The sequence below is a fragment of the Erwinia rhapontici genome, from assembly GCF_012271765.1.
Classification (GTDB): domain Bacteria; phylum Pseudomonadota; class Gammaproteobacteria; order Enterobacterales; family Enterobacteriaceae; genus Erwinia; species Erwinia rhapontici.
Genome location: NZ_VRKO01000004.1, coordinates 1 through 22,923 on the forward strand (window position 1 = coordinate 1; position 22,923 = coordinate 22,923).

At 56.5% G+C, this 22,923-nt stretch carries 27 protein-coding genes; 24 read left to right on the top strand and 3 right to left on the bottom strand.

Going from position 1 to position 22,923, the window contains the following annotated elements:
• Nucleotides 1–398: 398 nt before the first annotated feature.
• A complete protein-coding gene (locus tag FVB43_RS01970) occupies nucleotides 399–1,112 on the bottom strand; it encodes a purine nucleoside phosphorylase YfiH/LACC1 family protein (RefSeq protein ID WP_167863309.1) in 714 nt (237 codons plus the stop codon).
• Nucleotides 1,113–1,227: 115 nt separating this feature from the next.
• Nucleotides 1,228–3,225 carry an NADPH-dependent 2,4-dienoyl-CoA reductase gene (locus FVB43_RS01975; protein WP_167863310.1) on the bottom strand — a complete coding sequence of 666 codons (1,998 nt, stop codon included), beginning with the start codon at nucleotides 3,223–3,225 and terminating at the stop codon, nucleotides 1,228–1,230.
• A gap of 239 nt (nucleotides 3,226–3,464) precedes the next feature.
• On the opposite strand from FVB43_RS01975, the gene idnD reads away from it, so the two are divergent.
• The 6 genes from idnD to FVB43_RS02005 all read left to right on the top strand — a co-directional run bounded on the left by idnD (nucleotide 3,465) and on the right by FVB43_RS02005 (nucleotide 10,273).
• Complete coding sequence (idnD, locus tag FVB43_RS01980) at nucleotides 3,465–4,496, top strand: L-idonate 5-dehydrogenase (protein ID WP_133842482.1); 1,032 nt, start codon at nucleotides 3,465–3,467, stop codon at nucleotides 4,494–4,496.
• Nucleotides 4,497–4,505: 9 nt separating this feature from the next.
• Nucleotides 4,506–5,270, top strand: coding sequence for a gluconate 5-dehydrogenase (gene idnO / locus FVB43_RS01985; protein ID WP_167863311.1), 765 nt, complete (start codon nucleotides 4,506–4,508; stop codon nucleotides 5,268–5,270).
• 60 nt (nucleotides 5,271–5,330) lie between these two features.
• On the top strand, nucleotides 5,331–6,650 hold the full coding sequence (locus tag FVB43_RS01990; RefSeq protein ID WP_167863312.1) for a gluconate:H+ symporter: 1,320 nt from the start codon (nucleotides 5,331–5,333) through the stop codon (nucleotides 6,648–6,650).
• Nucleotides 6,651–6,737: 87 nt separating this feature from the next.
• Nucleotides 6,738–7,733, top strand: a complete 996-nt coding sequence (gene idnR / locus FVB43_RS01995) for a DNA-binding transcriptional regulator IdnR (RefSeq protein ID WP_167863313.1) — start codon at nucleotides 6,738–6,740, stop codon at nucleotides 7,731–7,733.
• A 396-nt stretch (nucleotides 7,734–8,129) separates the two neighbouring features.
• Nucleotides 8,130–8,798, top strand: coding sequence for a carbonic anhydrase (locus FVB43_RS02000; protein ID WP_167863314.1), 669 nt, complete (start codon nucleotides 8,130–8,132; stop codon nucleotides 8,796–8,798).
• Nucleotides 8,795–10,273 carry a SulP family inorganic anion transporter gene (locus FVB43_RS02005; RefSeq protein ID WP_167863315.1) on the top strand — a complete coding sequence of 493 codons (1,479 nt, stop codon included), beginning with the start codon at nucleotides 8,795–8,797 and terminating at the stop codon, nucleotides 10,271–10,273. Before FVB43_RS02000 ends, FVB43_RS02005 begins: the two co-directional genes overlap by 4 nt.
• A 57-nt stretch (nucleotides 10,274–10,330) precedes the next feature.
• On the opposite strand, the gene FVB43_RS02010 is transcribed toward FVB43_RS02005, so the two are convergent.
• Nucleotides 10,331–10,939: a phage repressor protein CI gene (locus FVB43_RS02010; protein ID WP_159336827.1), complete on the bottom strand. Its 609-nt coding sequence runs from the start codon at nucleotides 10,937–10,939 to the stop codon at nucleotides 10,331–10,333.
• Nucleotides 10,940–11,406: 467 nt separating this feature from the next.
• On the opposite strand from FVB43_RS02010, the gene FVB43_RS02015 reads away from it, so the two are divergent.
• The 18 genes from FVB43_RS02015 (at nucleotide 11,407) to FVB43_RS02100 (ending at nucleotide 22,895) form a co-directional block, all read left to right on the top strand.
• Nucleotides 11,407–11,595, top strand: a complete 189-nt coding sequence (locus FVB43_RS02015) for a hypothetical protein (protein WP_133842475.1) — start codon at nucleotides 11,407–11,409, stop codon at nucleotides 11,593–11,595.
• A gap of 335 nt (nucleotides 11,596–11,930) precedes the next feature.
• On the top strand, nucleotides 11,931–12,134 hold the full coding sequence (locus FVB43_RS02020; RefSeq protein ID WP_133842474.1) for a tail protein X: 204 nt from the start codon (nucleotides 11,931–11,933) through the stop codon (nucleotides 12,132–12,134).
• Nucleotides 12,135–12,137: 3 nt separating this feature from the next.
• Nucleotides 12,138–12,365: a phage holin family protein gene (locus tag FVB43_RS02025; protein ID WP_167863316.1), complete on the top strand. Its 228-nt coding sequence runs from the start codon at nucleotides 12,138–12,140 to the stop codon at nucleotides 12,363–12,365.
• On the top strand, nucleotides 12,349–12,858 hold the full coding sequence (locus tag FVB43_RS02030; RefSeq protein ID WP_133842472.1) for a lysozyme: 510 nt from the start codon (nucleotides 12,349–12,351) through the stop codon (nucleotides 12,856–12,858). Before FVB43_RS02025 ends, FVB43_RS02030 begins: the two co-directional genes overlap by 17 nt.
• 273 nt (nucleotides 12,859–13,131) lie before the next feature.
• Entirely contained in the window at nucleotides 13,132–13,446 is a 315-nt protein-coding gene (lysC, locus tag FVB43_RS24540; protein WP_133842471.1) for an Rz1-like lysis system protein LysC, read from the top strand.
• Nucleotides 13,379–13,837, top strand: a complete 459-nt coding sequence (locus FVB43_RS02040) for a phage tail protein (protein WP_167863374.1) — start codon at nucleotides 13,379–13,381, stop codon at nucleotides 13,835–13,837. Before lysC ends, FVB43_RS02040 begins: the two co-directional genes overlap by 68 nt.
• Nucleotides 13,838–13,856: 19 nt before the next feature.
• Entirely contained in the window at nucleotides 13,857–14,447 is a 591-nt protein-coding gene (locus FVB43_RS02045; protein WP_167863318.1) for a phage baseplate assembly protein V, read from the top strand.
• Complete coding sequence (locus tag FVB43_RS02050) at nucleotides 14,444–14,791, top strand: GPW/gp25 family protein (RefSeq protein WP_133842469.1); 348 nt, start codon at nucleotides 14,444–14,446, stop codon at nucleotides 14,789–14,791. Before FVB43_RS02045 ends, FVB43_RS02050 begins: the two co-directional genes overlap by 4 nt.
• Before the next feature lie 2 nt (nucleotides 14,792–14,793).
• Nucleotides 14,794–15,702 carry a baseplate assembly protein gene (locus FVB43_RS02055; protein WP_167863319.1) on the top strand — a complete coding sequence of 303 codons (909 nt, stop codon included), beginning with the start codon at nucleotides 14,794–14,796 and terminating at the stop codon, nucleotides 15,700–15,702.
• Nucleotides 15,695–16,222, top strand: coding sequence for a phage tail protein I (locus FVB43_RS02060; RefSeq protein WP_167863320.1), 528 nt, complete (start codon nucleotides 15,695–15,697; stop codon nucleotides 16,220–16,222). Before FVB43_RS02055 ends, FVB43_RS02060 begins: the two co-directional genes overlap by 8 nt.
• Before the next feature lie 10 nt (nucleotides 16,223–16,232).
• The gene (locus FVB43_RS02065; protein WP_167863321.1) at nucleotides 16,233–17,261 is read left to right on the top strand and encodes a phage tail protein; all 1,029 of its coding nucleotides are present in this window, start codon (nucleotides 16,233–16,235) and stop codon (nucleotides 17,259–17,261) included.
• 240 nt (nucleotides 17,262–17,501) lie between these two features.
• On the top strand, nucleotides 17,502–18,671 hold the full coding sequence (locus FVB43_RS02070; protein WP_159336832.1) for a phage tail sheath protein: 1,170 nt from the start codon (nucleotides 17,502–17,504) through the stop codon (nucleotides 18,669–18,671).
• Nucleotides 18,672–18,683: 12 nt separating this feature from the next.
• The gene (locus tag FVB43_RS02075; RefSeq protein ID WP_133842461.1) at nucleotides 18,684–19,193 is read left to right on the top strand and encodes a phage major tail tube protein; all 510 of its coding nucleotides are present in this window, start codon (nucleotides 18,684–18,686) and stop codon (nucleotides 19,191–19,193) included.
• Nucleotides 19,194–19,358: 165 nt separating this feature from the next.
• Nucleotides 19,359–19,655, top strand: coding sequence for a phage tail assembly protein (locus FVB43_RS02080; RefSeq protein WP_133842460.1), 297 nt, complete (start codon nucleotides 19,359–19,361; stop codon nucleotides 19,653–19,655).
• A gap of 14 nt (nucleotides 19,656–19,669) precedes the next feature.
• Nucleotides 19,670–19,792, top strand: coding sequence for a GpE family phage tail protein (locus FVB43_RS24515; protein ID WP_197931249.1), 123 nt, complete (start codon nucleotides 19,670–19,672; stop codon nucleotides 19,790–19,792).
• 2 nt (nucleotides 19,793–19,794) lie between these two features.
• A complete protein-coding gene (locus tag FVB43_RS02090; RefSeq protein WP_167863323.1) occupies nucleotides 19,795–21,282 on the top strand; it encodes a phage tail tape measure protein in 1,488 nt (495 codons plus the stop codon).
• A 3-nt stretch (nucleotides 21,283–21,285) separates the two neighbouring features.
• A complete protein-coding gene (locus FVB43_RS02095; protein ID WP_167863324.1) occupies nucleotides 21,286–21,759 on the top strand; it encodes a phage tail protein in 474 nt (157 codons plus the stop codon).
• The gene (locus FVB43_RS02100; RefSeq protein ID WP_167863325.1) at nucleotides 21,756–22,895 is read left to right on the top strand and encodes a contractile injection system protein, VgrG/Pvc8 family; all 1,140 of its coding nucleotides are present in this window, start codon (nucleotides 21,756–21,758) and stop codon (nucleotides 22,893–22,895) included. The genes FVB43_RS02095 and FVB43_RS02100 overlap by 4 nt, the downstream gene beginning before the upstream one ends.
• The last annotated feature ends 28 nt before the right edge of the window (nucleotides 22,896–22,923 follow it).

Sequence of the window (22,923 nt, forward strand, 5' to 3'; positions counted from 1 at the left end):
ATTATCAGGGTCGACCCGGCATAAAAGTGTTACCTGTGTGCCCGGTCTGATCTGTTACCTATGTACCCGGTCCTACACACGCCTCGCCTGCGCCCTCAATCCGCGTCGGCCTGCGGGTCGGGCATGCCCGACCCCTACGCACACCGTATTCCATAAACCGCATTCCGTAGGGGCGAGGCACGCCTCGCCCGCGTCCTCAATCCGCGTCGGCCTGCGGGTCGGGCATGCCCGACCCCTACGCACACCATATTCCGTAAACTGTACTCCGTAGGGGTGAGGCACGCCTCGCCTGCGCCCTCAATCCGCGTCGGCCTGCGTGTCGGGCATGCCCGACCCCTACGCACACCGCATTCCGTAAACTGTACTCCGTAGGGGTGAGGCATGCCTCGCCCGCGCCTTCATCGTCTGGCAATCCACGAAAATCGCTGCTGATAACCGTGCTGAACATGGCTGTTGCGGCGATAGCTGGCCTGCTCCTCCGCCATGCAGTAGGTGCATATCTGCGACAGCTCAATCTGTTCTTCCGGCACACCCGCACGCAACGCAATACGTTTTGCCAGCAACGGTAGGTCAAACCACACGCCTGCGGTGGTTCCCTGCGCCTGTGGACGTACCGATGCCGGATTAGGCCAGGGGTGGGCAGACCAGGACATCAGTGCGGCCAGCTGATGCGGATCATCTTGTTCTGCCCGGTCTATCACATCCTGTCCCAGCTCATAACAGCAGGGACCAATCGCCGGGCCGATGGCAATAAACAGACTGTCCGGCGTTGCTCCGCGTTCACACAGATGCGTTATTGCGTTAATCAGTACCCCGCCCAGAATCCCTTTTAAACCACCGTGTACCGCTGCAACCTGCTGCTGACGGCTATCGGCTAACAGGATCGGCAGGCAGTCAGCGGTGTAAATCGCCACGGCATCCTGACCCGTCCCAATCAGTGCATCCGCGTCCTGGCTTTTTACCGGCAGGGCATCCACATCGAGGATGACCCGGGCGCTGTGGCGCTGCTGATTGTAACGCGTGCCTGCCGCAGGGCGTTCGCCTGCAGCCATAAAGGCGTGATCAAGCCAGTCAAAGCGCGAGAGTAGCGGAGAGAAATAGGGGGATGACATCAAGTACTCCTGGTCAGTCAGTGTGGCGTCATTGATGCTAGCGCGAAAACGGTATTGAGACCATGGATGTCATCCTGGGGGCGGAGCGCTTTTCTGGTCCGCCCGGCAGCATCATTTAAATCGCCAGCCCCAGCGCCGTCCCCTGAGCAATCGCCCGGCGTGCATCCAGCTCGCGGGCGACATCCGCACCGCCAATAATATGCGGCACTTTCCCCCGCGCTGACAGCGCATCAGCCAGCGAACGGTCGGGCTCTTGCCCGGCGCAAATCACCACGTTATCCACGGCCAGCAGGTGCGCTTCACCATTGACCCGCAGGTGCAGGCCTTCATCATCAATCCGCTGATACTCAACGCCTCCCCACATCTGCACGCCGTGCATTTGCAGGCTGGCGCGGTGGATCCATCCGGTGGTTTTTGCCAGCCCGGCGCCCGGCTTGCCCGGTGTACGCTGCAGCAGCCAGACCTGGCGCTCACTCACCGGACGCTCTGGGGGCACCAGCCCTCCCGGTTGGGTGAGGGTGCGGTCAATACCCCATTCCCGACAGAACGCAGTGAGATCCTGCCCGCCAGCGACCAGATATTCGGCGGTATCAAACCCGATGCCGCCTGCACCAATAATTGCCACGCGTTTGCCGACGGGTTTTTTATCGCGGATGACCTCCAGATAGCTCAGTACAGACGGGTGGTCGATGCCCGGGATAGGCGGAGTGCGCGGTAAAATACCCGTTGCCAGCACCACTTCATCAAATGCGGTGAGATCGTCTGCGCTGGCGCGATGATCCAGCCGCAGCGTGACGTGATGCAGCTCAAGCTGGCGTCTGAAGTAGCGCAGCGTTTCACTGAACTCCTCTTTACCGGGGATCTGGCGGGCAATATTGAACTGTCCGCCCACCTCCGGCCGTGCATCAAACAGCGTCACCCGGTGACCGCGTTGGGCGGCATTGACTGCAAAGGCCAGCCCGGCAGGGCCGGCACCGACCACCGCCAGCGTCTTCACCTGTGCGGCGGGCGTCAGCGTCATTTCGGTTTCATGGCAGGCGCGCGGATTGACGAGGCAGGAAGTGAGCTTGCCCGCGAAAATCTGATCGAGGCAGGCCTGATTGCAGCCGATGCAGGTATTGATCTCATCGCTGCGATCCTGCTGCGCTTTCAGCACAAACTCGGCATCGGCGAGGAACGGGCGGGCCATTGACACCATATCGGCACAGCCTTCATCCAGTACGCGCTGGGCCACATCCGGATGGTTAATCCGGTTGGTGGCAATCAGCGGAATGCTGACGTGTTTTTTGAGTGCCTGGGTGACCCAGGCAAAAGCAGCGCGTGGCACCGCCGTTGCGATGGTGGGGATGCGCGCTTCATGCCAGCCGATGCCGGTATTGATCAGCGTGGCACCAGCCTGTTCGACCGCCTGCGCCAGACGAATGGTCTGCTCCAGCGTGCTGCCCTGTTCCACCAGGTCGAGCATCGACAGGCGGAAAATAATAATAAACTCGCGGCCCACCGCTTCACGCACTGCCCGCAGAATGGCAAGGGCAAAGCGCTGGCGATGCGCCTCACTGCCGCCCCATTCATCGCTGCGCTGGTTGGTGTGCGCCACCAGGAACTGATTAATCAGATAGCCTTCAGAGGCCATAATCTCAACGCCATCGTAGCCCGCCTGCTGTGCCAGACGGGCGCAGTGCGCGTAGTCAGCAATCAGTTGCAGGATCTCGTCATGCGACAGCTCACGGGGGCAGAAGGGATTGATCGGCGCCTGAATGGCCGAGGGCGCGACCAGCACGGGCTGGTAGCTGTAGCGGCCCGCATGCAGGATCTGCATGGCAATTTTCCCACCCGCCTGGTGGACGGCATCCGTCACCTGACGATGATGCGCCAGCTGTGACGCATCATTTAGCACCGAGGCCCCCTGGCTCACCACGCCTTCCGGTGAAGGGGCAATGCCGCCGGTGACAATCAGCGCCACCCCGGCGCGTGCCCGCTCGGCATAAAACGCCGCCAGCCGGGCCGCGCCATCCGGATGCTCTTCCAGCCCGGTATGCATGGAACCCATCAGAAAACGATTTTTAAGTTGGGTAAAACCCAGGTCCAGCGGTGTGAACAGTGACAGGCTCATCGCAAGCGATCTCTGAAGTGGTCGGATGAGTAACTGTAGCGATCAAATGACCGTGATGAAAGTGCAGTTAATCGGTTTGTGATGAATGCCACTGAATACGTCGGGGAGAAAGGGCAACGTGGTTCACGTTATGCGTAACATTGATTTAGTAACATGATTTTTGGTGATCTGATTCACAGTTTTGCATGTTAAACATCGATTTGATAGGCGCCATGAACTGACACGTACTGGAGAACACCATGAGCACCACCACACAGTCCTGCATGATTAACGGCAAAGAGCAGGTTGAAGTCATCAGCCAGCAGGTCAATTACCAGGGCGAAGGCACGCTGGTGCGCATTACGCGCGGCGGTATCTGCGGTTCGGATCTGCACTACTATCAGCACGGTAAAGTGGGCAGCTTTGCGGTAAAAATGCCGATGATCCTCGGTCATGAAGTGATCGGTCATGTGGTGAAAAGCGACAACCCCGCGCTAAAAGAGAACCAGAAGGTGGCGGTTAACCCGTCAAAACCCTGTGGCCACTGCAAATACTGCCTGGCGGATGAAGAGAACCAGTGCACCACCATGCGTTTCTTCGGCAGCGCGATGTATTACCCGCATGTGGACGGCGGTTTCACCCAGTACAAAGTCGTGGATAGCAGCCAGTGCATTCCTTTCGACAATGCCGCTGACGATAAAGTGATGGTCTTTGCTGAACCTCTGGCGGTCTGCATTCATGCGGCTAACCAGGGCGGCGATTTGCAGGGCAAAAAAGTCTTTATCTCTGGCGTAGGCCCAATCGGTTGCCTGATTGCGGCGGCAGCCATAGCGAAAGGCGCAGCAGAAGTGGTCTGTGCGGATGTCAGTGAGCGTTCGCTGGCGATGGCAACGGCGATGGGCGCCACCCACACGATCCACGCGGCCAACGGTGATTTCACGCCGTATCTGGCCGACAAAGGTTACTTCGACGTGGCGTTTGAAGCCTCCGGTCATCCGTCTTCACTGACGCGCTGCCTGGAAGTGACGCGTGCAAAAGGCACGCTGGTGCAGGTGGGCATGGGCGGCGATGTTCCGGGTTTCCCGATCATGATGCTGATTGCTAAAGAGATCAAACTGGTCGGCTCGTTCCGCTTCACCTTCGAGTTCAACACCGCCGTGGAGTGGCTGGGCAACGGCACCGTCAACCCGCTGCCGCTGTTCAGCGGGGAATACGACTATCAGAACATTGACGCTGCGCTGCAATTTGCCGGTGACAAAACCCAGGCCGCCAAAGTGCAACTGACATTTTAAGGGATGACCATGACGACGCTTTTCTCGCTCGATAACAAACGTGTACTGATCACCGGCTCTGGCCGCGGTATTGGTTTCCTGATGGCGAAAGGGCTGGCACAGGCCGGAGCCGAAGTGATCATCAACGCCACCACCCAGCAAGGTGCCGACAAAGCGGCTGCGGAACTGACAGAGCAGGGCTTCAAAGCCCACGCGGTGGCCTTCAACGTCACGCAGTCGGCGGAGGTGAATGCCGCCGTTGAGAAGATTGAACGTGAAATCGGTCCTATCGATGTGCTGGTCAATAACGCCGGTATTCAGCGTCGCCGCCCGTTCCTGGAGTTCCCGGAGCAGGACTGGAACGATGTGATCGCCGTCAATCAGACAGCGGTGTTCCTCGTCTCTCAGGCGGTGGCCCGCCAGATGGTGACGCGCCAGAAAGGCAAAATCATCAATATCGGTTCGATGCAGAGCGAGCTGGGGCGCGACACCATTACTCCTTACGCCGCCTCAAAAGGCGCAGTGACGATGCTGACGCGCGGCATGTGTGTGGAGCTGGCTCGCCATAATATTCAGGTCAACGGCATTGCGCCGGGCTATTTCAAAACCGAAATGACCCAGGCACTGGCCGATGATGAAGCCTTCACCTCCTGGTTATGCAAGCGTACGCCTGCGGCGCGCTGGGGTAACCCGGAGGAGTTGATCGGGGCGGCGGTGTTCCTGGCCTCTAAAGCCTCTGATTTTGTGAACGGGCACTTACTTTTTGTAGATGGTGGGATGCGCGTCGCGGTCTAAACAGCTATACCCTTAGTCATTAACAACACCTGTACCTCTACTTTTTAAAGGAAGTGCTTTATGCCCATTACAATAATAGCTATTGGCGTAATCCTGCTGCTGGTGCTGATGATCGTCTTCAAGGTCAACGGCTTCATCGCATTAGTCTTTGTTTCTGCCGTGGTCGGGGTTGCCGAAGGGATGACGCCGCTGGCGGTTATCGCATCGATTCAGAAAGGCGTGGGCGGCACGCTCGGCAGCCTGGCGCTGATCCTGGGCTTCGGGGCGATGCTCGGGAAGCTAGTTTCTGACACCGGGGCGGCACAGCGCGTGGCAACCACGTTGATTGCCTCCTTTGGTAAACAGCGCGTGCAGTGGGCGCTGATGGTCACCGGACTGATCGTTGGTCTGGCGATGTTCTACGAGATTGGCTTCGTGCTGCTGCTGCCGCTGGTGTTTACCGTGGTGGCTGCTTCAGGGATGCCGATGCTGTATGTCGGTCTGCCGATGGTGGCCGCACTGTCGGTAACCCACTGCTTCCTGCCGCCACATCCGGGACCGACCGCCATTGCGACGATCTTTGGTGCAAACCTCGGGACTACGCTGCTGTACGGCATGATCATCACCATTCCAACGGTGATTATCGCCGGTCCGATTTTCTCGAAATTCCTGAAAGGTTTTGAAAAATCGCCACCGGAAGGGCTGTATAACCCGAAAATCTTTGAAGATCATGAAATGCCAGGCTTCTGGACCAGTATCTTCGCGGCGGTTATCCCGGTGATCCTGATGGCAGTCGCGGCGGTGTTTGAGCTGACCACGCCAAAAGAGAATGTGCTGCGCCAGTTCTTCGAATTTGTCGGTAACCCGGCGGTCGCGCTGTTTATCTCTGTGGTGATCGCCGTGTTCACGCTGGGCCTGCGCAACGGGCGTAAAATGGAAGAAGTGATGGAGATGTGCAGCTCCTCCATTGCGGCTATCGCCATGATCGTCTTTATCATTGCCGGTGGCGGTGCCTTCAAGCAGGTGCTGGTGGACAGCGGCGTGGGTGACTACATCGCTAACATGATGAAAGGCTCATCGCTTTCTCCGTTGCTGATGTGCTGGACCGTGGCGGCTATGCTGCGTATCGCGCTCGGCTCTGCTACCGTCGCGGCTATTACCACTGCCGGTATCGTTACGCCAATCATCGCCATTACCCACGCCGATCCGGCGCTGATGGTGCTGGCGGTAGGTTCCGGCAGCGTGATCGCTTCCCACGTCAATGACCCAGGCTTCTGGCTGTTTAAAGGTTACTTCAACCTGAGCGTGATTGAGACGCTGAAAACCTGGACGGTGATGGAAACGCTGATCTCCTTCCTCGGCCTGGCTGGTGTGTTGATCCTGAACGCCATAATTCATTAATATCAGGCCGGGTATATCCGGCCACTCCGTTACCCTTACCAGGGGCCAGGCTTGCCTGGCCCTTTTCACGTTTAAATGGAACCCCCAATGCGCGCGCACCGTATCTCGCTCCAGGACATCGCCACGCTGGCTGGCGTCACGAAAATGACGGTCAGCCGCTACCTGCGTACACCCGATCGCGTGTCGCCGGAAACCGGGGCGAAAATCGCGCAAATTATCGAAGAGATTAACTACATTCCCAATCGTGCGCCGGAGATGCTCCTCAGTTCGAAGAGTTACACCCTGGGCGTACTGATCCCCTCGTTTAAAAACCAGATCTTTGCCGATCTCCTCAGCGGGATAGAGGCGGCCACCAAAGAAGGGCGCTACCAGACACTGATCGCCAACTACAACTACGACAAGCAGACCGAAGAGGAGCAGATCATCAATCTGCTCTCGTACAACATTGATGGCATTATCCTCAGTGAAAAGGACCATACCCTGCGTGCGGTGAAGTACCTGCGGGCGGCGCAGATCCCGATTGTCGAAGTGATGGATACCCAGGGCAGTTGCCTGGATATGCAGGTGGGATTTAACAACTTCAGTGCAGGCTACGATATGACGCGCACGCTGCTCGATCAGGGGCGTAAACGGGTGATTTACTTCGGTTCCCAGGACGATCGGCGTGATGAGTTTCGCTATCGCGGCTACTGTCAGGCGATGGAGGAGCGCGGTGGCAGTGGGAATCGGGTCAACCCGAAGGCTATCTCATCGCAGAAACTGGGCGCGGCGATGCTGGCCAGCGCGCTGGAGCAGTTCCCTGACCTCGATGCGATTTTCTGTACTAACGACGACCTTTCACTCGGTGCATTACTGCACTGCCAGCGCCACGGCATCGCCGTTCCGGGCCGCATTGCGATTGCCGGATTCCACGGGCTGGATATCAGCCGCGAAATGTACCCGACAATGGCCAGTGTGATTACCCCGCGTTACGCCATTGGGTATACCGCGGCCGAGCTGTTGTTGAAAAAGATTGGCGACAGCCGTTTTTCGGCCGACTCGGTGGACCTGAGTTACCAGATATTTATGGGTGAAACGATCTGAAGTGTAAATCTGATTAAATAAAATCAACTTTGCTGACAGTAATTGATAAATCACGTCACTAATTAATAAATAGAGTTGAAGCAGGGAGATAATTATTCCTTCTTATCCTCTTCTGAGTTAGTGTCACTTTTATTAGTTACATAAAGAGATTTACGTTTTTATATTAGATGCGTGTTTCCTGATTTATTTTATTTCGCTCCTTTGTTGTTCGTATCATCTATATGATAAATGGCTATATTTTTTGTTTATTATCAATGATTTCATTCATCAATAAGTTTATATTATTTTATTTCCATGCCTGTTTAACTCAATTTAATAAAGCACATTTAATTAACATTACATTTCGGTTATTTATTATCACTTAAGATTAATCTTAATCACTTCCGGTTAACTAAGATGTTAGAACTTATTTCACATTTTCCCCGGAAGAGAGATTCTATTTTGACGACCCTCAAACCCCTGTTAGCTAAAAACCGCAGTTGGGCTTTACAGCGACGCCAACGTGATCCGCACTATTTCCGGCAAAATGTGGACGGGCAGCAGCCTCACTCTTTGTGGATCGGCTGTTCTGACAGCCGTGTACCGGCGGAGGTGCTGACCGGCGCCCACCCGGGCGAGCTTTTCGTCCATCGCAACATTGCCAATATGGTGGTCAGCAATGACGACAACTTTATGAGCGTATTGCAGTATGCGATTGAATATCTTAAAGTTTCACACATTGTTCTCTGTGGTCATTACGGCTGCGGCGGCGTGCAGGCGGCGCTGACGCTGCCGGATATTCCGCTGGGGGATGAAAACTCAGCGCTGGCGCGGCGCATCACTCAGCTGCGCCACGGCATCGCCTCCGAACTTGCGCCGCTGAGTACAGAAGAACTGCCGGGGGATCATCTGAATCGGCTGGTGGAAGCCAATGTTCTGACACAGTTCAGCCAGTTAGTAAAAACCGCCCCGGTGCTGAAAGCCTGGCGTGACGGCGTGGCGCTGGATGTGTTCGGCTGTGTGTACGATCTGCACAGCGGGCATTTGAAGGAACTAATCCAGCAGGCAGAAGAGGACAGCGTATGAATCTGAATACCTTACGTCAGGATATTCCAGCGGGGCTGGTGGTCTTCCTCGTGGCGCTACCGCTGTGCCTCGGGATTGCTCAGGCCAGCGGATTGCCACCCTTCGTCGGGCTGCTGACGGGCGTCATCGGTGGCCTGGTGGTCACCACCTTCAGCCCGTCGAAATTTGCGGTCAGTGGCCCTGCGGCGGGCCTGGTGACCATTGTGACGGGGGCTATCGAGACCCTGGGATCGTTCTCCGCACTGCTGATGGCATTGATGATCGCTGGCGTATTGCAGTTTTTGCTGGGCGCATTGCGTGCCGGGCGTTTTATCTCGCTGGTGCCGGGAAGCGTGATCAAAGGGATGCTGGCCGCGATTGGTATCCTGCTGATTATTCAGCAAATACCGGTGGCGCTGGGTGCTGCGGGTGAAGAGGGCTGGTCATCACTGCTGCATGAGGGGGCAATCAATGTGTCACTTCCTGCGGTAGCGGTAGCATTTGCCGGGCTACTGGTGCTCGGGCTGTGGACCACGCCTGCTATCAAGCGGAATCGTTGGCTGGGATGGATGCCCGGCCCGCTGGTGGCGGTGCTGCTCGGCTGTCTGGCGACGGTGCTTGGAGGGCGTTTTTTCCCGGATATCGCCAGCCATCTGCCGCGCATCTCGCTGCCCGCTTTTGACAGTATTGCCACGTTAACCGGGGAGCTGGAGCGGCCGGACTGGCTGGCGTGGCAGAACCCGGCGGTCTATATCGTTGCCGCCACGTTGGCGATTGTCGCCAGCCTGGAAACCCTGCTTAGTCAGGAAGCGCTGAAGAAACTGCGTACGCAAACCCCGGCCCCCTCTCCTGATAAGGAGATGCGCGCTCAGGGTATCGGTAACCTGCTGTCCGGCTTTATGGGGGGGCTGCCGATCACTGCCGTTATCGTGCGCAGTTCGGTCAACGTCAGCGCGGGCGCTCGCAGTAAACTTTCTATATTGATCCACGGTGTGCTGCTGCTGGTGTGCGGCTTGTGGTTCAGCGGATTGCTGAATGCGATCCCGCTGGCGAGCCTTGCGGCGGTGCTGCTGTATACAGGCTATAAGCTGGCTACGCCGGGGCTGTTTGTGTCACAAATCCGCCAGGGAGCGCCGCAGTGGGTGCCGTTTATGGCGACCATCGGCGGTATTCTGATTTTCGGAATGCTGGCGGGGATTGGCATTGGTCTGGCGACGCAGATCCTGTTCAGCATCTATAAAAGCCATCGTAATGCGATGTTGCTGACGCGCTATGACGATCATTATGTGCTGCGTTTTCAGCAGAACCTGACCTTTATGCATAATCCGCGCCTCAAAGGCCTGCTGGCGCAGATCCCGGAGAACAGCGTGGTGATTGTGGACCACGATAATGCCGAATACATCGATCCTGATGTGGAAGCGATATTACAGGACTTCGGCGAGGGGGCGAAAAAACGGGGGATCCAGCTGAATCAGTGGCCGGTGAAACTGGCGTAATCCGCGTCACTTAGCTGACAAGGCCACAGGGGGTGGCCTTTTTTGCGGCTGGCCTGCTTACAACGGGGTGCAGGCAATCACGATACGGGCCAGCGGGACCAGCTCATTCAGGGCGCATTCAAACTGCTGCTGACCGTTAGCAACGCGCACGCGTCCGGGAGGAATACGCGTCAGGCTGCGAATACTCACCTGGCCTTCCAGCGACACCAGCCAGTCACCATCCAGGACCTCACTGAATGCCTGCTCAGCAATAAACTGCTGGTTGCCTTCAACAATCACCAGCGGCTGTTCAATGGCGCTGGGCCAGGCCTCAAAGAACGCCGCGTCGACGGCAATGCTGGTGAGCGTTGTCAGCTTTCCGGCGTCCAGGCGTTGACGGGCAAGCGTCTGGGTATTTCCGTTTTGCGAGGGCGGCGTGCGGTTTTCTGCCGGGCCTGGCTGCTCACCCTCTCCGGTTGCCAGCCACTGCAATGAGGCCTGCGTATCGGCCATGCAGCGGATGACGATATCTGAGGGGAAATAACCGCGCGAATAGCGATTCGCCAGGCTGCTGCTGGCAATCCCTAAATGCTCAGCCAGCGCCAGTTTCGTGGTAAAGCCGTAGGCCTGGAGCACGCGATCCAGCACCTCTTTTGCACCGCTTTGAAAATCGATTTTTAGGCTCACGCTCAAACTCCTGGTTTATTTCATTTTTTGGGGAGTGTGCAATTTGAATTGTAGCTTTATGGGCACATCAGGACGGCGAGCACATCAATTATCAAAGATTTTGCCCGATGATGGGTGTTTTTACAACCTGTAAACCCGCTGTCTTTGTCAGTACGGCTCTCACATTCATCTTTAGTGAATAGGCGAGTTCATCCGGGAATGAACAGCCCGTTCGCCCCCGTATAACGTGAGCAACGCTAATTTATTTCACCCGTATGAATCTCATTTTCATACGCTGAACCCCCCATGGCGGGCGTGCAGGCCTGAAATAAATACGGCAGGCGATGGTATGTTTCTTCTTTAGAGCAATAGTAATAATTTGATAATTATCATGGTGATAAAGATTGTCTGCAGTACAAGCAAAAAACTTTTCTTATTGTTAAGCGCTATGATACTGTATGTATGTACAGTGATATGGAGGGGGAGTTGTGGACAAAGAATTAGCTGAACGCGTCATTCTGGAACGCGTAGAACTGATAGCAAGATTAACCTCTGAAGGCACCTGCCGGGAGCGTGACCGCGAGATAGCACTGCATTTGATTGCCGATATTGCCCGTGGCGTCGAGCTCAAAAACACGCAGTTTTCGGTCGTCTTTTCTCCACCGCCTGAGTGCTAACGCCTTCCTGACAGCCTGGCGGGTACACATTGTTCCCCGCGGGTGCAGGCCCTCGCGTACCCGGAACGGATCCCACCCCCTCTGCGCGATGTTCTGCTGATGCCCCCGTTTAGGGGGTTTTTTTTGCCTTTTTTTCGCCGTTCAGAGGCGACTCATCTCATCTGTCTGATGCCCTTGCGTTGTCACACCCTCCCTACAACAGCCCCGGATTGAGCCGCGATCGTCGAAAACGCACACTGATTGTGCTTACCCGGCAGAGTGAGATTGCGGTGAGGTGACCGTTCCCACGCTTTGCCGTTTCTATTATCGCAATACCCGTTACGGGGGAGTGAAACATGAAAATTTATGCCCTGCAGGACGACAGCGTCGATGAGATCTGTTTTCGCCACTATGGCCGTACGCGGCAGGTCGTGGAACAGGTTTACGCTGCCAACCCCGGGCTGGCTGAACGGGGGGCACTGCTGCCTCATGGCTATCCGGTAGAACTTCCAACGCTTTCACTGTCAGCCACGCATGAAACGCTGAATCTGTGGAGCTGACTGATGGAAAAAAACAGCTCCCTGATTGGGTACCTGGTCAGCGCGATCATGATGTGGTCAGGGCGCCACACGGTGCAGGACATCGCTTTTATGGTGGGCGCGCTGGTGGCGGTCATCACGCTGGGCATCAACATCGCGAATTTCTTTATCAACTGGCATTACCGCCGTAAGACCTGGCGGCTGATGCAACAGCGGCAAACGGGCAGGAATGTGGATGAATTCAACAGCTAAGAAGTGTGCGGTGCTGGTGGTGATGGCACTGGCGATCTCACTGCCTTCCTTTTCCACGCTAACCATCTCCAGCGAAGGATTGCTGCTGCTGGCCAACGCCGAAGGTTGCCGTACCTCGCCGTATCAGTGCAGCGCCGGCGTCTGGACTAACGGGATTGGACATACCCGGGGCGTTATACCGACCACGGAGGTGAATGAACGGCAGATCGCGGTAAATCTGATTGATGACGTACAGCGAGTGGAAAGCGGTATTGCACGCTGTATGCCCGTTGCCATGCCGCAGGGGGTGTATGACGCCACGGTTTCTTTCGCGTTTAACGTCGGAGTGGGTGCCGTTTGCCGCTCGACTTACGCCCGGCTGATCAATCAACAACAGTGGGCGGCGGCCTGCGATCAACTGATGCGCTGGGTCTATGTGAAGGGGGTGCGCAATAAGGGGATTGAGACGCGGCGAACGGCAGAGCGCGCCCTGTGCCTGAAGGGGGCGCAATGAATCGCCTGTGGATTGTTTTGCTCCTGCTACTGATGGGGATGCTGGGCGGCGCAGCCCTTTATATGGCGCACCTGTACAGCGAGCAGATTGCGCTGCAACGGACGAATGCGCAGCTCACCACCGGAATGATCCAACGCGATGAGGTGATCACACAGCTACAGGGCGAGATCGCCCGCCAGGCCGAGGCAGAACGCACGCTGCGTCAGTCACTCCTGAGCGCACGCGATCTCACAATGAAACAACAACTTAACGATCAAAGGATCATACGCAGCAATGAAGCACTTCAACGCTGGAGCGATGCTGCTTTGCCTGACGGCATTATCCGGTTGCAGCAGCACCCCGCTTTCGCCACCCCCAACGATTATCTGGCGTGGTTGTCCGATCGTCAGCAGCTGTTCGATCCCGGCCAGTCAGCCGGAAACACAGGGGGATCTGCTGAACACGATCCGCCAGCTGGAGCAGGCACTGCTGACGTGCGGCCTGCAAGTCGAAACCCTTAAACAGTGTCAGGAGCAACATGATGTTAAAGCCCAACCAGCTACGCGAGGCGTTACTGGCCCGCGTACCGCAACTCAAGGATCACCCTGAACGGCTGACAATCGCGCTGGAACAGGGCGTGGTGGCCTGCACGCCCGCCGCCTCACTGAGTTTTGAATATCAGTACCGGTTACGCATCACCCTCAGCGAGTCCGGTGGTGACATCGACCCTCTGGTGGTAGCTCTGCTGCTGTGGCTGCGGGAGAACCAGCCTGACCTGATGACCACCCCTGCGAGGCGCGAGAACGGCATGGTGTTCAGCAGCACTACCAACGGCGATTTCACCGTGGTGATCCTGCTGACCGAGCGGGTGCTGGTCAGCGAAGACGACGGGGCGCTGCACGTCACGCACGTCCCGGAACCGCTGCCGCCGGAAGCCGTTTCCCGCCCCTGGAAACTTTATATCAACCAACAACTGGTCAGTGAATGGCCCGCTATCTGAGATGACGGAGGAGAGCGTTATGAATGAATTTGTCAGTGAAACCCGGCGCCAGCTGCACAACCTGCTGCGCATTGGCACCGTCAGCGAGGTGGATACCGTCCGGGCACGCTGTCGGGTGCAAAGTGAAGGCAACCTCACCGCCTGGCTGCCCTGGTTAAGCGGGAGTGCAGGGCAGGTCCGCAGTTGGCATGCCCCCTCTCCAGGGGAGCAGGTACTTCTGCTCGCTCTGGGGGGAGAGCTGAATACCGCCTTTGTGCTGCCGGGCATTTTTTCGGATGCCTTTCCGGCCCCTTCGGCCTCACAGAATGCGGTGCACTGGACGTTTCCCGATGGCGCGCAACTGGCCTATGAACCGGAAAGCGGGGCACTGACGGCCAGTGGCATTCAGTCTGCGTGTATCACGGCGGCGGTCAGCATCACCCTCGATGCGCCGCTGGTGGAGTGCACGCAGCAGCTGAAAGCTGCAACGTTTGAACTGACCGGGGGAGGCACCCTGAAGGGCAATATCAGCCACAGCGGGGGCAGCCTGTCGTCTAACGGCATTGTCGTTCACAGCCACGTCCATGCGGGTGTGGAAAGTGGCGGCAGCAAAACAGCGGGGCCGCAATGAGTACAGAAAACTATCTCGGTATGCAACGTGACAGCGGTCTGGCCCTGACGGATCGGGATCATATCCGTCAGTCGGTACGCGACATTTTGCTCACGCCTCAGGGCAGCAGGGTGATGCGCCGCAACTATGGATCGTTGTTGTCGATGTTGATCGACCAGCCACAAAACGAGGCACTGCGCCTGCAAATTATGTCGGCCTGCTATGTGGCGTTATTGCAGTGGGAGCCGCGCATTGCGCTGGACAGCATCAGCTACCAGCCCGGATTCGACGGCAGCATGGTGGTGGCGCTGCAGGGCAGCCTCAGCCAGTCCCCTTTTTCTCTTTCCATTCCAGTGAGTGAATGATTATGGCCACGATTGATTTAAGTCAGCTACCTGCGCCGAACGTTGTTGAGGCGCTCGATTTTGAAACGTTGTTGCAGGCGCGCAAGGTCGCGCTGGTGGCGCTATATCCGGCCGACCAGCAGGCGGCGATAACCCGGACCCTTGAGCTTGAGTCAGAGCCCATCGTCAAGCTGTTGCAGGAGAACACCTACCGCGAGCTGATCCTGCGACAGCGCATCAATGAAGCCGCCAAAGCCACGATGGTGGCCTGGGCTACCGGAGGCGACCTCGATCAGCTGGGAATGAACAACGGCGTGACCCGCCTGGTGCTGAGCCCGGCTGACAGCAGCACGCTGCCGCCGACCGCTGCGGTGATGGAAAAGGATGAGGACTTCCGTCTGCGCATTGCTCAGGCCTTTGAAGGGCTGAGCGTGGCGGGACCGGCGGGGGCTTATGAATACCATGCCCGCAGTGCTGATGGCCGTATTGCTGACGTGAGCGCCACCAGCCCGGCTCCGGCGGAAGTGCTGATCACCGTGCTGTCGCGTGAAGGGCGTGGGGAGGCCAGTGCCGCGCTGCTGTCCGCGGTCAATATTGCTCTTAACGATGAAAATGTGCGCCCGGTGGCCGATCGCGTCAGCGTGCAGTCCGCCAACATCGTTGAGTACAGCGTTGATGCCACGCTGTTCCTCTACCCCGGCCCGGAGGCCGAGCCGATCCGCGCCGCAGCGGAAGCACGGCTTGCCGCCTTTGTCACCGCACAAAGCCGGCTGGGACGTGATATCCGCCGCTCAGCCCTCTTCGCCGCCCTGCATGTGGAAGGGGTGCAGCGCGTGGAACTGGCCCAGCCCGCGCAGGATGTGGTGCTGGATAAAACCCAGGCGGGCTGGTGCTCCGGGCGTGCGATCAGCGTGGGAGGTTCCGATGAGTGATCGTCTGCTGCCTGTCGGGTCGTCTGCGCTGGAAGTCGCGGCCGCAGAAGCCTGTGCCAGCCTCCAGCAGCTGCCGGTGCCGCTGCGCACGTTGTGGAATCCGCAAACCTGCCCGGTCGCGCTGTTGCCCTACCTGGCCTGGGCCTGGTCAGTTGATCGCTGGGATCAAACCTGGCCGGAGGAGACGAAGCGCGCGGTGGTTGCCTCCTCGCAGTTCGTTCACCGCCGTAAAGGCACTATTGCTGCGATCCGACGCGTGGTGGAACCGCTGGGGTATGTGATCAACGTGCATGAATGGTGGCAAACCAGTGAGCCACCTGGCACGTTTCGCCTGGATATCGGCGTGCTGGATTCCGGCATTGATGAAGCCATGTTTAACGAGATGGAACGACTGATCGCAGATGCAAAAGCAGTCAGCCGTCACTTAACCGCCCTGACGATCACCCAGGATATTCAGGGCATCGTCTGGACAGGCGCCGTTCAGTATGACGCTGAAACGGTGACTATTTTTCCCGCTTGAGAGGTTTTAAATGGCTGTAAAATATAAGTCTGTCGTAACAACGGCAGGGCAGGCACGCATCGCCGCTGCGATGCAGGGCGGTACTCAGGTTGATATCAAAACCATGGTCGTGGGGGACGGCAACGGCCAGCCCACCACACCGAGCTCCAGCCAGACGACGCTGGTCCATGAGGTATATCGCAAGGCGGTTAACTCGGTCAAAGTCGATAAGACGCACAAAAATTGGCTGGTGACGGAGGTGATCATCCCTGCCAGCGCAGGTGGTTTCTGGATGCGTGAGCTGGGGCTGCTGGCGGGAGACGGTACGCTGCTGGCGGTGTGTAATATGGCGGAAACCTATAAGCCTGCGCTGGAAGAGGGGTCTGGCCGTACGCAAACTCTGCGCATGGTGATCGCCGTTAGCGGGAGCGAGGCGATAGCGCTGACGCTGGATGACAGCCTGGTGTTCGCGACAGAAGAGTATGTGAATCAGCAGGTTGCTGCACGAAATGTTGTTGATGAGATTTATCCTGTCGGCATCGTCACCTGGTTTGCGCAGAATAAAAACCCGAACACCCTGTTCCCCAATACGACCTGGAACTCTATCGGTGAGAATAAAACTATCCGGTTAGCGAAAGCGGACGGCAGCGATGTGATGACAATCGGGGGTAAGGATATTTATCAGATTGAAAAGAATCATTTACCGTCACTTTCATTGGGCTTATCCGGCAGAACGTCATCAAACGGGGGGCATACTCATACACGCGGCACAATGAATATTACGGGGAATATTGAAGCAAATCAGCTAACTAAAGTTGGTGGTGGGAGGGCTACAGGGGCATTTAGCTCTTACAGATCAGGATTGGATGGTGTTGCAAGTATGTCGAGTAATTCTGATGGCTTTAATTTTGATGCATCTAAATCATGGACAGGAAATACGTCAAATAGTGGTGTTCATGATCACACATTTTCGGGTAATACAGAAATTATGGGTTCGGGACTAGAGTTTAATGTTACTAACAGTTTTATTAAACTGATGGGCTGGTATCGCAGCGCGTAATCTCTTACCTAAAACGTGTTATTTCAATACGGCTCCCCTGCTGGCAACTCAGGGGAGCCTTTTTATTGGTTCCATGCGTGTAAAAGCAGATCTTTATTTATTTTCTTATCCATATAACTTTCTGTTTTTAAATGACTTTTAAATTCCACGTTGTCCCTTACTCCCCACAACGCCCATCGCATGCCTGCATATTAAATTCTTGTCATCATGACCTCACCCCAACAACGGAGTGCAATAAAGATGGCTAATTATCACCACGGCGTCCGCGTCGTAGAAGTGAATGACGGAACCCGCAGTATCTCAACGGTTTCCACTTCCATTGTCGGCATGATCTGTACCGCAGAAGATGCCGATGCCACCACCTTCCCGCTGAATACCGCGGTGTTGATCACCGATGTGCTGGCCGCCGTGGGCAAAGCCGGTACCAAAGGTACGCTGGCACAGTCGCTGCGTGCCATTGCTGACCAGAGCAAACCGGTCACCGTGGTCGTTCGTGTCGCGGAAGGTCAAGACGCTGCCGAAACCACCAGCAATATCATCGGTGGCAGCGATGCCAACGGCCGCTATACCGGCATGAAAGCCCTGCTCAGTGCGCAGACCGATCTCGGCGTCAAGCCGCGCATCCTCGGTGTACCGGGCCATGACTCTCTTGAAGTGTCTACCGCACTGGCAGCGGTCTGCCAGCAGCTGCGCGCCTTCGGCTATATCTCGGCGTATGGCTGCAAAACCATTACCGAGGCGATCGCTTATCGCGAGAACTTCAGCCAGCGTGAGCTGATGGTGATCTGGCCGGACTTTGTGGCCTGGAACACCACCACCAGCGCGGCGGATACCGCGTATGCCACCGCACGTGCGCTGGGCCTGCGCGCCAAAATCGACAATGACACCGGCTGGCATAAAACCCTGTCCAACGTTGGCGTTAACGGCGTAACGGGCGTCTCCGCCTCGGTATTCTGGGACCTTCAACAGGAAGGGACCGATGCCGATCTGCTGAACGAAGCCTGCGTCACCACGCTCATCCGCAAAGACGGTTTCCGCTTCTGGGGCAACCGCACCTGTAGCGATGACCCGCTGTTTGCCTTTGAAAACTACACCCGCTCGGCGCAGGTGATTGCTGACACGATGGCCGATGCGCACATGTGGGCCAACGATAAACCGCTGTCACCGACGCTGGTGCGCGACATTATCGCCGGCATCAACGCCAAGTTCCGTGAGCTGATCAACGCGGGCTATCTGCTGGGCGCCAACTGCTGGTACGACGAAAGCGCCAACACCCAGGAAACCCTGAAGGCGGGCAAACTGTTTATCGACTACGACTACACCCCGGTGCCGCCGCTGGAAGATATGACGCTGCGCCAGCGCATTACTGACAGCTATCTGGCGAACTTTGCCGCTTCCGTCAACAGCTAAGGAGACACTCTTATGGCACTGCCAAAAAAACTGAAATACCTGAATTTGTTTAACGATGCCAACAGCTACCAGGGTGTGGTGACCTCGCTGACGCTGCCAAAACTGGCACGCAAACTCGACCCGTATCGCGGCGGCGGTATGAACGGCGTGGCGCACATTGATAACGGTCTGGAAGACGATGCGCTGGATCTGGAATGGACCATTGCCGGGCTGGATGACCGCATTCTCAGCCAGTGGGGCGGAGCAACGGTGCCGCTGCGTTTTATGGGCTCTTATCAGCGTGACGACACCGATGAAACGGTGGCGGTTGAGGTGGAGCTGCGCGGTAAGCACCAGCAGTTCGACTTCGGTGAGAGCAAGCAGGGTGAAGAGAGTGAAACCAAAATCACCACCAAATGCACTTACTACAAGCTGACCTGGAACGGTAAGGCGCTGATCGAGATCGATACCATCAATATGGTTGAGATCGTGAACGGCGTCGATCGTCTGGCGCAGCACCGTCAGAACATCGGTCTGGCGTAATCCGCAGGGACGTGCCTGCCAGCCCCACATCGGCAATTCACAGGGGTTGGGCCTGCCCGCCCCACATCGGCAATTCGCAGGGGTTGGGCCTGCCCGCCCCACATCGGCAATTCGTAGGGGTTGGGCATGCCCGACCCGCATTCTCTCTAAACGTAAGGAAAGTCCATGCAACAGCAAGACAACCTGGTCACCCTGGTGACCCCCATTGCCCGTGGTGAAACCCTGATTACCAGCGTAGAGGTGACCAAACCCAACGCCGGTGCACTGCGCGGAACCCGGCTGGTGGATCTGGCCGGATCGGACGTTGAGGCACTGATCACCGTGCTGCCACGCATCACCCTGCCAAACCTGACCAAATCAGAATGCCTGAATCTGGACCCGGTCGATCTGATCGAACTCGGTGGCAGGGTGATCGGTTTTTTATCCGCGAAGCCGGACACGTCCGCTGGCCCGACGACCTGACGGTGGATGATCTGATGGCCGACATTGCGACCGTTTTTCACTGGCCGCCATCAGAAATGAACCCCATGTCGCTGGCGGAACTGATCGACTGGCGGCATAAGGCGATCGTGCGCAGCGGCATGCAGAGTGGAGAATAGCGATGAGTATTAACCTTGGTCTGGACGGCCTGCGCAAAGCGGTGATCCGGTCGAATTTGTTCCTCAATGATCTGCCGGGGGAGACCAAATCCCTCGGTAATGCGATGTTTCAGCAGCGTATCGCCCTGAAGGCGGCCACGTTAAGTGATGAGGTCAACCAGCGCCATCGTAAAGAGGGGCTGAAGCTGAGTGAGGAGCGGTTGCAGCAGATCGCCCGTCAGCGGACAGACGAACGGCGTCAGCAGGCCAGCGAGCGGCGGCAGACGCTAAGTAAGGGTATGGATAATGTCGGCCAGCGCTATCAGGCCGGGCAGGCGGTCGTGGACAAAGTCAGCAGCTTCAGCAGCCGGGCAATGGGCGTTGCCTCCTTTGGTGCAAAGCTGCTGAAACCGGGCTATGAACAGGCGACTGCCGGTACTGCAGCGGTGAGTGCAGCGTCAGGAGCCGCTGTAGTACCGCAGGCTGATAACCTGGCAGGGGACATCGGTCAGCTCAATGCAGCCATTGACGGCATCAGCCTGACGGTGTTCACCCAACTGGACGGTACGCTGCGTTCCCTGACGCAGACCGCCACCGGGCTGTTAACCGGCGTTGATCAATGGATCCAGGACAACCCCACGCTGGCGGGCGGGATCACCCAACTGGTGGCGGGGGGCGGGCTGCTGATTGCCGCACTCGGCGGGATCGGTTCCGTGGTGGTGCCGGTACTCAGTGGCCTGAATCTGTTGATGGCGGGTGCCGGGATCCTGAGTGGCGTGTTTACCTTTGCTGGTGGGGCGATTGTTGCTGCGCTGGGGGCAATCACGTTGCCTGTCGGAATAGCCATTGCCGCTATCGTCGGCGCTGCTGCGTTGATTTACCAGTACTGGGAGCCGCTCAGCGCGTTCTTTGGCGGGGTGGTTGAAGGGATCAGTGCTGTGCTGACGCCACTATTCGAGGCATTTAAACCGTTAACGGTCATTTTTGATGAGGCAGGTAAGCAGATTGACAGTGCTTTTGACAGTATAAAGGCGTTTTTCTCACCGATTGAAATGACGGCGCAGAAGCTGGAGCAGCTGGGGAATCTTGGGCGTTTTGTCGGTGAGGCCCTGGTAAATGGATTGAGTTTACCCCTGACGATTTTACGTACGCTCGGTGGGAAAGTCAGCTGGCTGCTGGAAAAGCTTGGGTTAGCCGATAAAAAAGCGGCCGATGCAGATGCCTTGCTGGATGACGATCCGTCAGCACAACGTCCCTCGGTCGCCCTGGGGGGCGCAGACTTTGCTGCGCCGGATACTCCCGCGCCTGTCGTCTTTGGCGGTGCCCGCTATCAACCCGTCACTGCGGCCAGCACCAGCAACAGCCAGCAGAACACCTTTAACAGCAGCTATGTGATCAACGTTCCTACAAGCATGGGGGAAGCGGAGGTTCGCACGATGATCGACAACCATCAGCAGCAAACGCAGGCGCGTGCCGCTATCAACCAACGCAGCAGCTTCTGGGGGCAATAAACCATGATGATGATACTCGGCATGTTTATTTTTAAACGCCGCACTTTGCCATTTCAGACGATGACGCAGGAAAGTGCGTATCGTTGGGCAGCGGGCAGCCGTATTGGTACTCGCCCCGCACAACAGTTTCTCGGTGTCGGCGATGAAAACATCACGTTGCAGGGCGAGTTACGCCCGGAAATCACCGGGGGAGCTCCTGCGTTGGCGGCGCTGATGGATATAGCAGAAGCGGGGCAGGCATGGCCTTTACTCAATGGTGAAGGATTTCTTTATGGCATGTTTGTCATTGAAAATATCAACGGTGTGCATGCTGACTTACTGGAAAACGGCACGGCACGGAAGATCAATTTTACGCTAAAACTGAAACGAGTCGATGAATCGAGAAGTGCCATGTTTGGTGATCTCAAACAGCAGGCGGAGCGAATTTACGGCAATGTGAGTTCCCAGGTCTCAACCCTGGCAGGGAGCATCTTATGAATAACAGTTTACCGGTGGATATCGGTGCGCCGTTGGCACCTGATTATCTGATCCAACTGAATAATCTGGATATTACTGAGAACCTGAGGCCACGCCTGCTGAGTATGACCATTGATGATGCTCGCGGTTTAGAAGCTGACGCGCTGACGCTGTTACTGGATGACAGTGATGGCAGGATCATGATGCCGCAGCGTGGCGCTATCCTGCGGGTGTATATCGGCTGGCAGGGCAGGCCACTGTTCTGCAAAGGGGATTTTGTTATTGAAGAGTTGCATCACAGCGGTGCTCCCGATCAGTTGAAGCTGGTCGGGCGCAGCGCCAATCTGAGTGATTCGTTAATGGAAAAGGGAAACCATTCATACGATAAGACCACGCTGGGGGCCATGGTATTGCAGATTGCGAAACGCAATGAACTTGGGGCAGAAGTGGCTGATGAACTGGCCTCAATTGAGATTGATCATGAAGATCAGAGTGGTCTTACCGATGCGCAATTTCTGACCACGATGGCGACAAAATATGGTGCAACGGTCACGATCAAGAAGGACAAAGTGTTGATGCTGGTACGGGGGGCGAACAAAACCGTCAGCGGGCAGGCGATCCCACAACTTCTGCTCACACGTAAAGACGGTGATAAGCATGATTATCAGGTGGTATCACAGATGCATTTTAGTGGCGTTAAGGCCAAATGGATGCAGCTCGATAAAGCCAGCAGTGGCACGGTGAGAGTGTTCCGAGTCATTCCTGAAAACCAACCCGATCGTTTTCCCGGCGCGGCCAGGCAGGACATCCCGCAGCCGCTTTATGAACGTTATGCTCTGATACCTGGGGTATTTAAAACCCAGGAAGAGGCGATGGAAGCCGCGAAGGCTGACTGGAAGAAACGCCAGGCGATGACCGCTAGCATGAGTTTTGTGATTGCTCAAGGAATGCCGGTGTTGATACCGGAAACACCGATACGGTTGAGCGGGTTCAAAACGATGATTGATGCCCAACAGTGGACAGTAATCAAAGTGAATCATGTGATTGATAATAATGGATTTCGTACAACGGTGAACCTGGAAAAATCGGTGGGTGGTGAAACCTGGGACATTGACGTTAAACCGAGTAAAGTCACAGGAAGTGAAAAAACCACTTGATGATTCACTTAAAGTGAATATAATTAGT

What these genes read in the sequence shown, in the direction of transcription:
- FVB43_RS01970 (WP_167863309.1), bottom strand. Translation starts at nt 1,112, where the DNA reads ATGTCATCCCCCTATTTCTCTCCGCTACTCTCGCGCTTTGACTGGCTT.
- FVB43_RS01975 (WP_167863310.1), bottom strand. Translation starts at nt 3,225, where the DNA reads ATGAGCCTGTCACTGTTCACACCGCTGGACCTGGGTTTTACCCAACTT.
- idnD (WP_133842482.1), top strand. Translation starts at nt 3,465, where the DNA reads ATGAGCACCACCACACAGTCCTGCATGATTAACGGCAAAGAGCAGGTT.
- idnO (WP_167863311.1), top strand. Translation starts at nt 4,506, where the DNA reads ATGACGACGCTTTTCTCGCTCGATAACAAACGTGTACTGATCACCGGC.
- FVB43_RS01990 (WP_167863312.1), top strand. Translation starts at nt 5,331, where the DNA reads ATGCCCATTACAATAATAGCTATTGGCGTAATCCTGCTGCTGGTGCTG.
- idnR (WP_167863313.1), top strand. Translation starts at nt 6,738, where the DNA reads ATGCGCGCGCACCGTATCTCGCTCCAGGACATCGCCACGCTGGCTGGC.
- FVB43_RS02000 (WP_167863314.1), top strand. Translation starts at nt 8,130, where the DNA reads ATGTTAGAACTTATTTCACATTTTCCCCGGAAGAGAGATTCTATTTTG.
- FVB43_RS02005 (WP_167863315.1), top strand. Translation starts at nt 8,795, where the DNA reads ATGAATCTGAATACCTTACGTCAGGATATTCCAGCGGGGCTGGTGGTC.
- FVB43_RS02020 (WP_133842474.1), top strand. Translation starts at nt 11,931, where the DNA reads ATGAAAATTTATGCCCTGCAGGACGACAGCGTCGATGAGATCTGTTTT.
- FVB43_RS02025 (WP_167863316.1), top strand. Translation starts at nt 12,138, where the DNA reads ATGGAAAAAAACAGCTCCCTGATTGGGTACCTGGTCAGCGCGATCATG.
- FVB43_RS02030 (WP_133842472.1), top strand. Translation starts at nt 12,349, where the DNA reads ATGAATTCAACAGCTAAGAAGTGTGCGGTGCTGGTGGTGATGGCACTG.
- lysC (WP_133842471.1), top strand. Translation starts at nt 13,132, where the DNA reads ATGAAGCACTTCAACGCTGGAGCGATGCTGCTTTGCCTGACGGCATTA.
- FVB43_RS02040 (WP_167863374.1), top strand. Translation starts at nt 13,379, where the DNA reads ATGTTAAAGCCCAACCAGCTACGCGAGGCGTTACTGGCCCGCGTACCG.
- FVB43_RS02045 (WP_167863318.1), top strand. Translation starts at nt 13,857, where the DNA reads ATGAATGAATTTGTCAGTGAAACCCGGCGCCAGCTGCACAACCTGCTG.
- FVB43_RS02050 (WP_133842469.1), top strand. Translation starts at nt 14,444, where the DNA reads ATGAGTACAGAAAACTATCTCGGTATGCAACGTGACAGCGGTCTGGCC.
- FVB43_RS02055 (WP_167863319.1), top strand. Translation starts at nt 14,794, where the DNA reads ATGGCCACGATTGATTTAAGTCAGCTACCTGCGCCGAACGTTGTTGAG.
- FVB43_RS02060 (WP_167863320.1), top strand. Translation starts at nt 15,695, where the DNA reads ATGAGTGATCGTCTGCTGCCTGTCGGGTCGTCTGCGCTGGAAGTCGCG.
- FVB43_RS02065 (WP_167863321.1), top strand. Translation starts at nt 16,233, where the DNA reads ATGGCTGTAAAATATAAGTCTGTCGTAACAACGGCAGGGCAGGCACGC.
- FVB43_RS02070 (WP_159336832.1), top strand. Translation starts at nt 17,502, where the DNA reads ATGGCTAATTATCACCACGGCGTCCGCGTCGTAGAAGTGAATGACGGA.
- FVB43_RS02075 (WP_133842461.1), top strand. Translation starts at nt 18,684, where the DNA reads ATGGCACTGCCAAAAAAACTGAAATACCTGAATTTGTTTAACGATGCC.
- FVB43_RS02080 (WP_133842460.1), top strand. Translation starts at nt 19,359, where the DNA reads ATGCAACAGCAAGACAACCTGGTCACCCTGGTGACCCCCATTGCCCGT.
- FVB43_RS24515 (WP_197931249.1), top strand. Translation starts at nt 19,670, where the DNA reads ATGGCCGACATTGCGACCGTTTTTCACTGGCCGCCATCAGAAATGAAC.
- FVB43_RS02090 (WP_167863323.1), top strand. Translation starts at nt 19,795, where the DNA reads ATGAGTATTAACCTTGGTCTGGACGGCCTGCGCAAAGCGGTGATCCGG.
- FVB43_RS02095 (WP_167863324.1), top strand. Translation starts at nt 21,286, where the DNA reads ATGATGATGATACTCGGCATGTTTATTTTTAAACGCCGCACTTTGCCA.
- FVB43_RS02100 (WP_167863325.1), top strand. Translation starts at nt 21,756, where the DNA reads ATGAATAACAGTTTACCGGTGGATATCGGTGCGCCGTTGGCACCTGAT.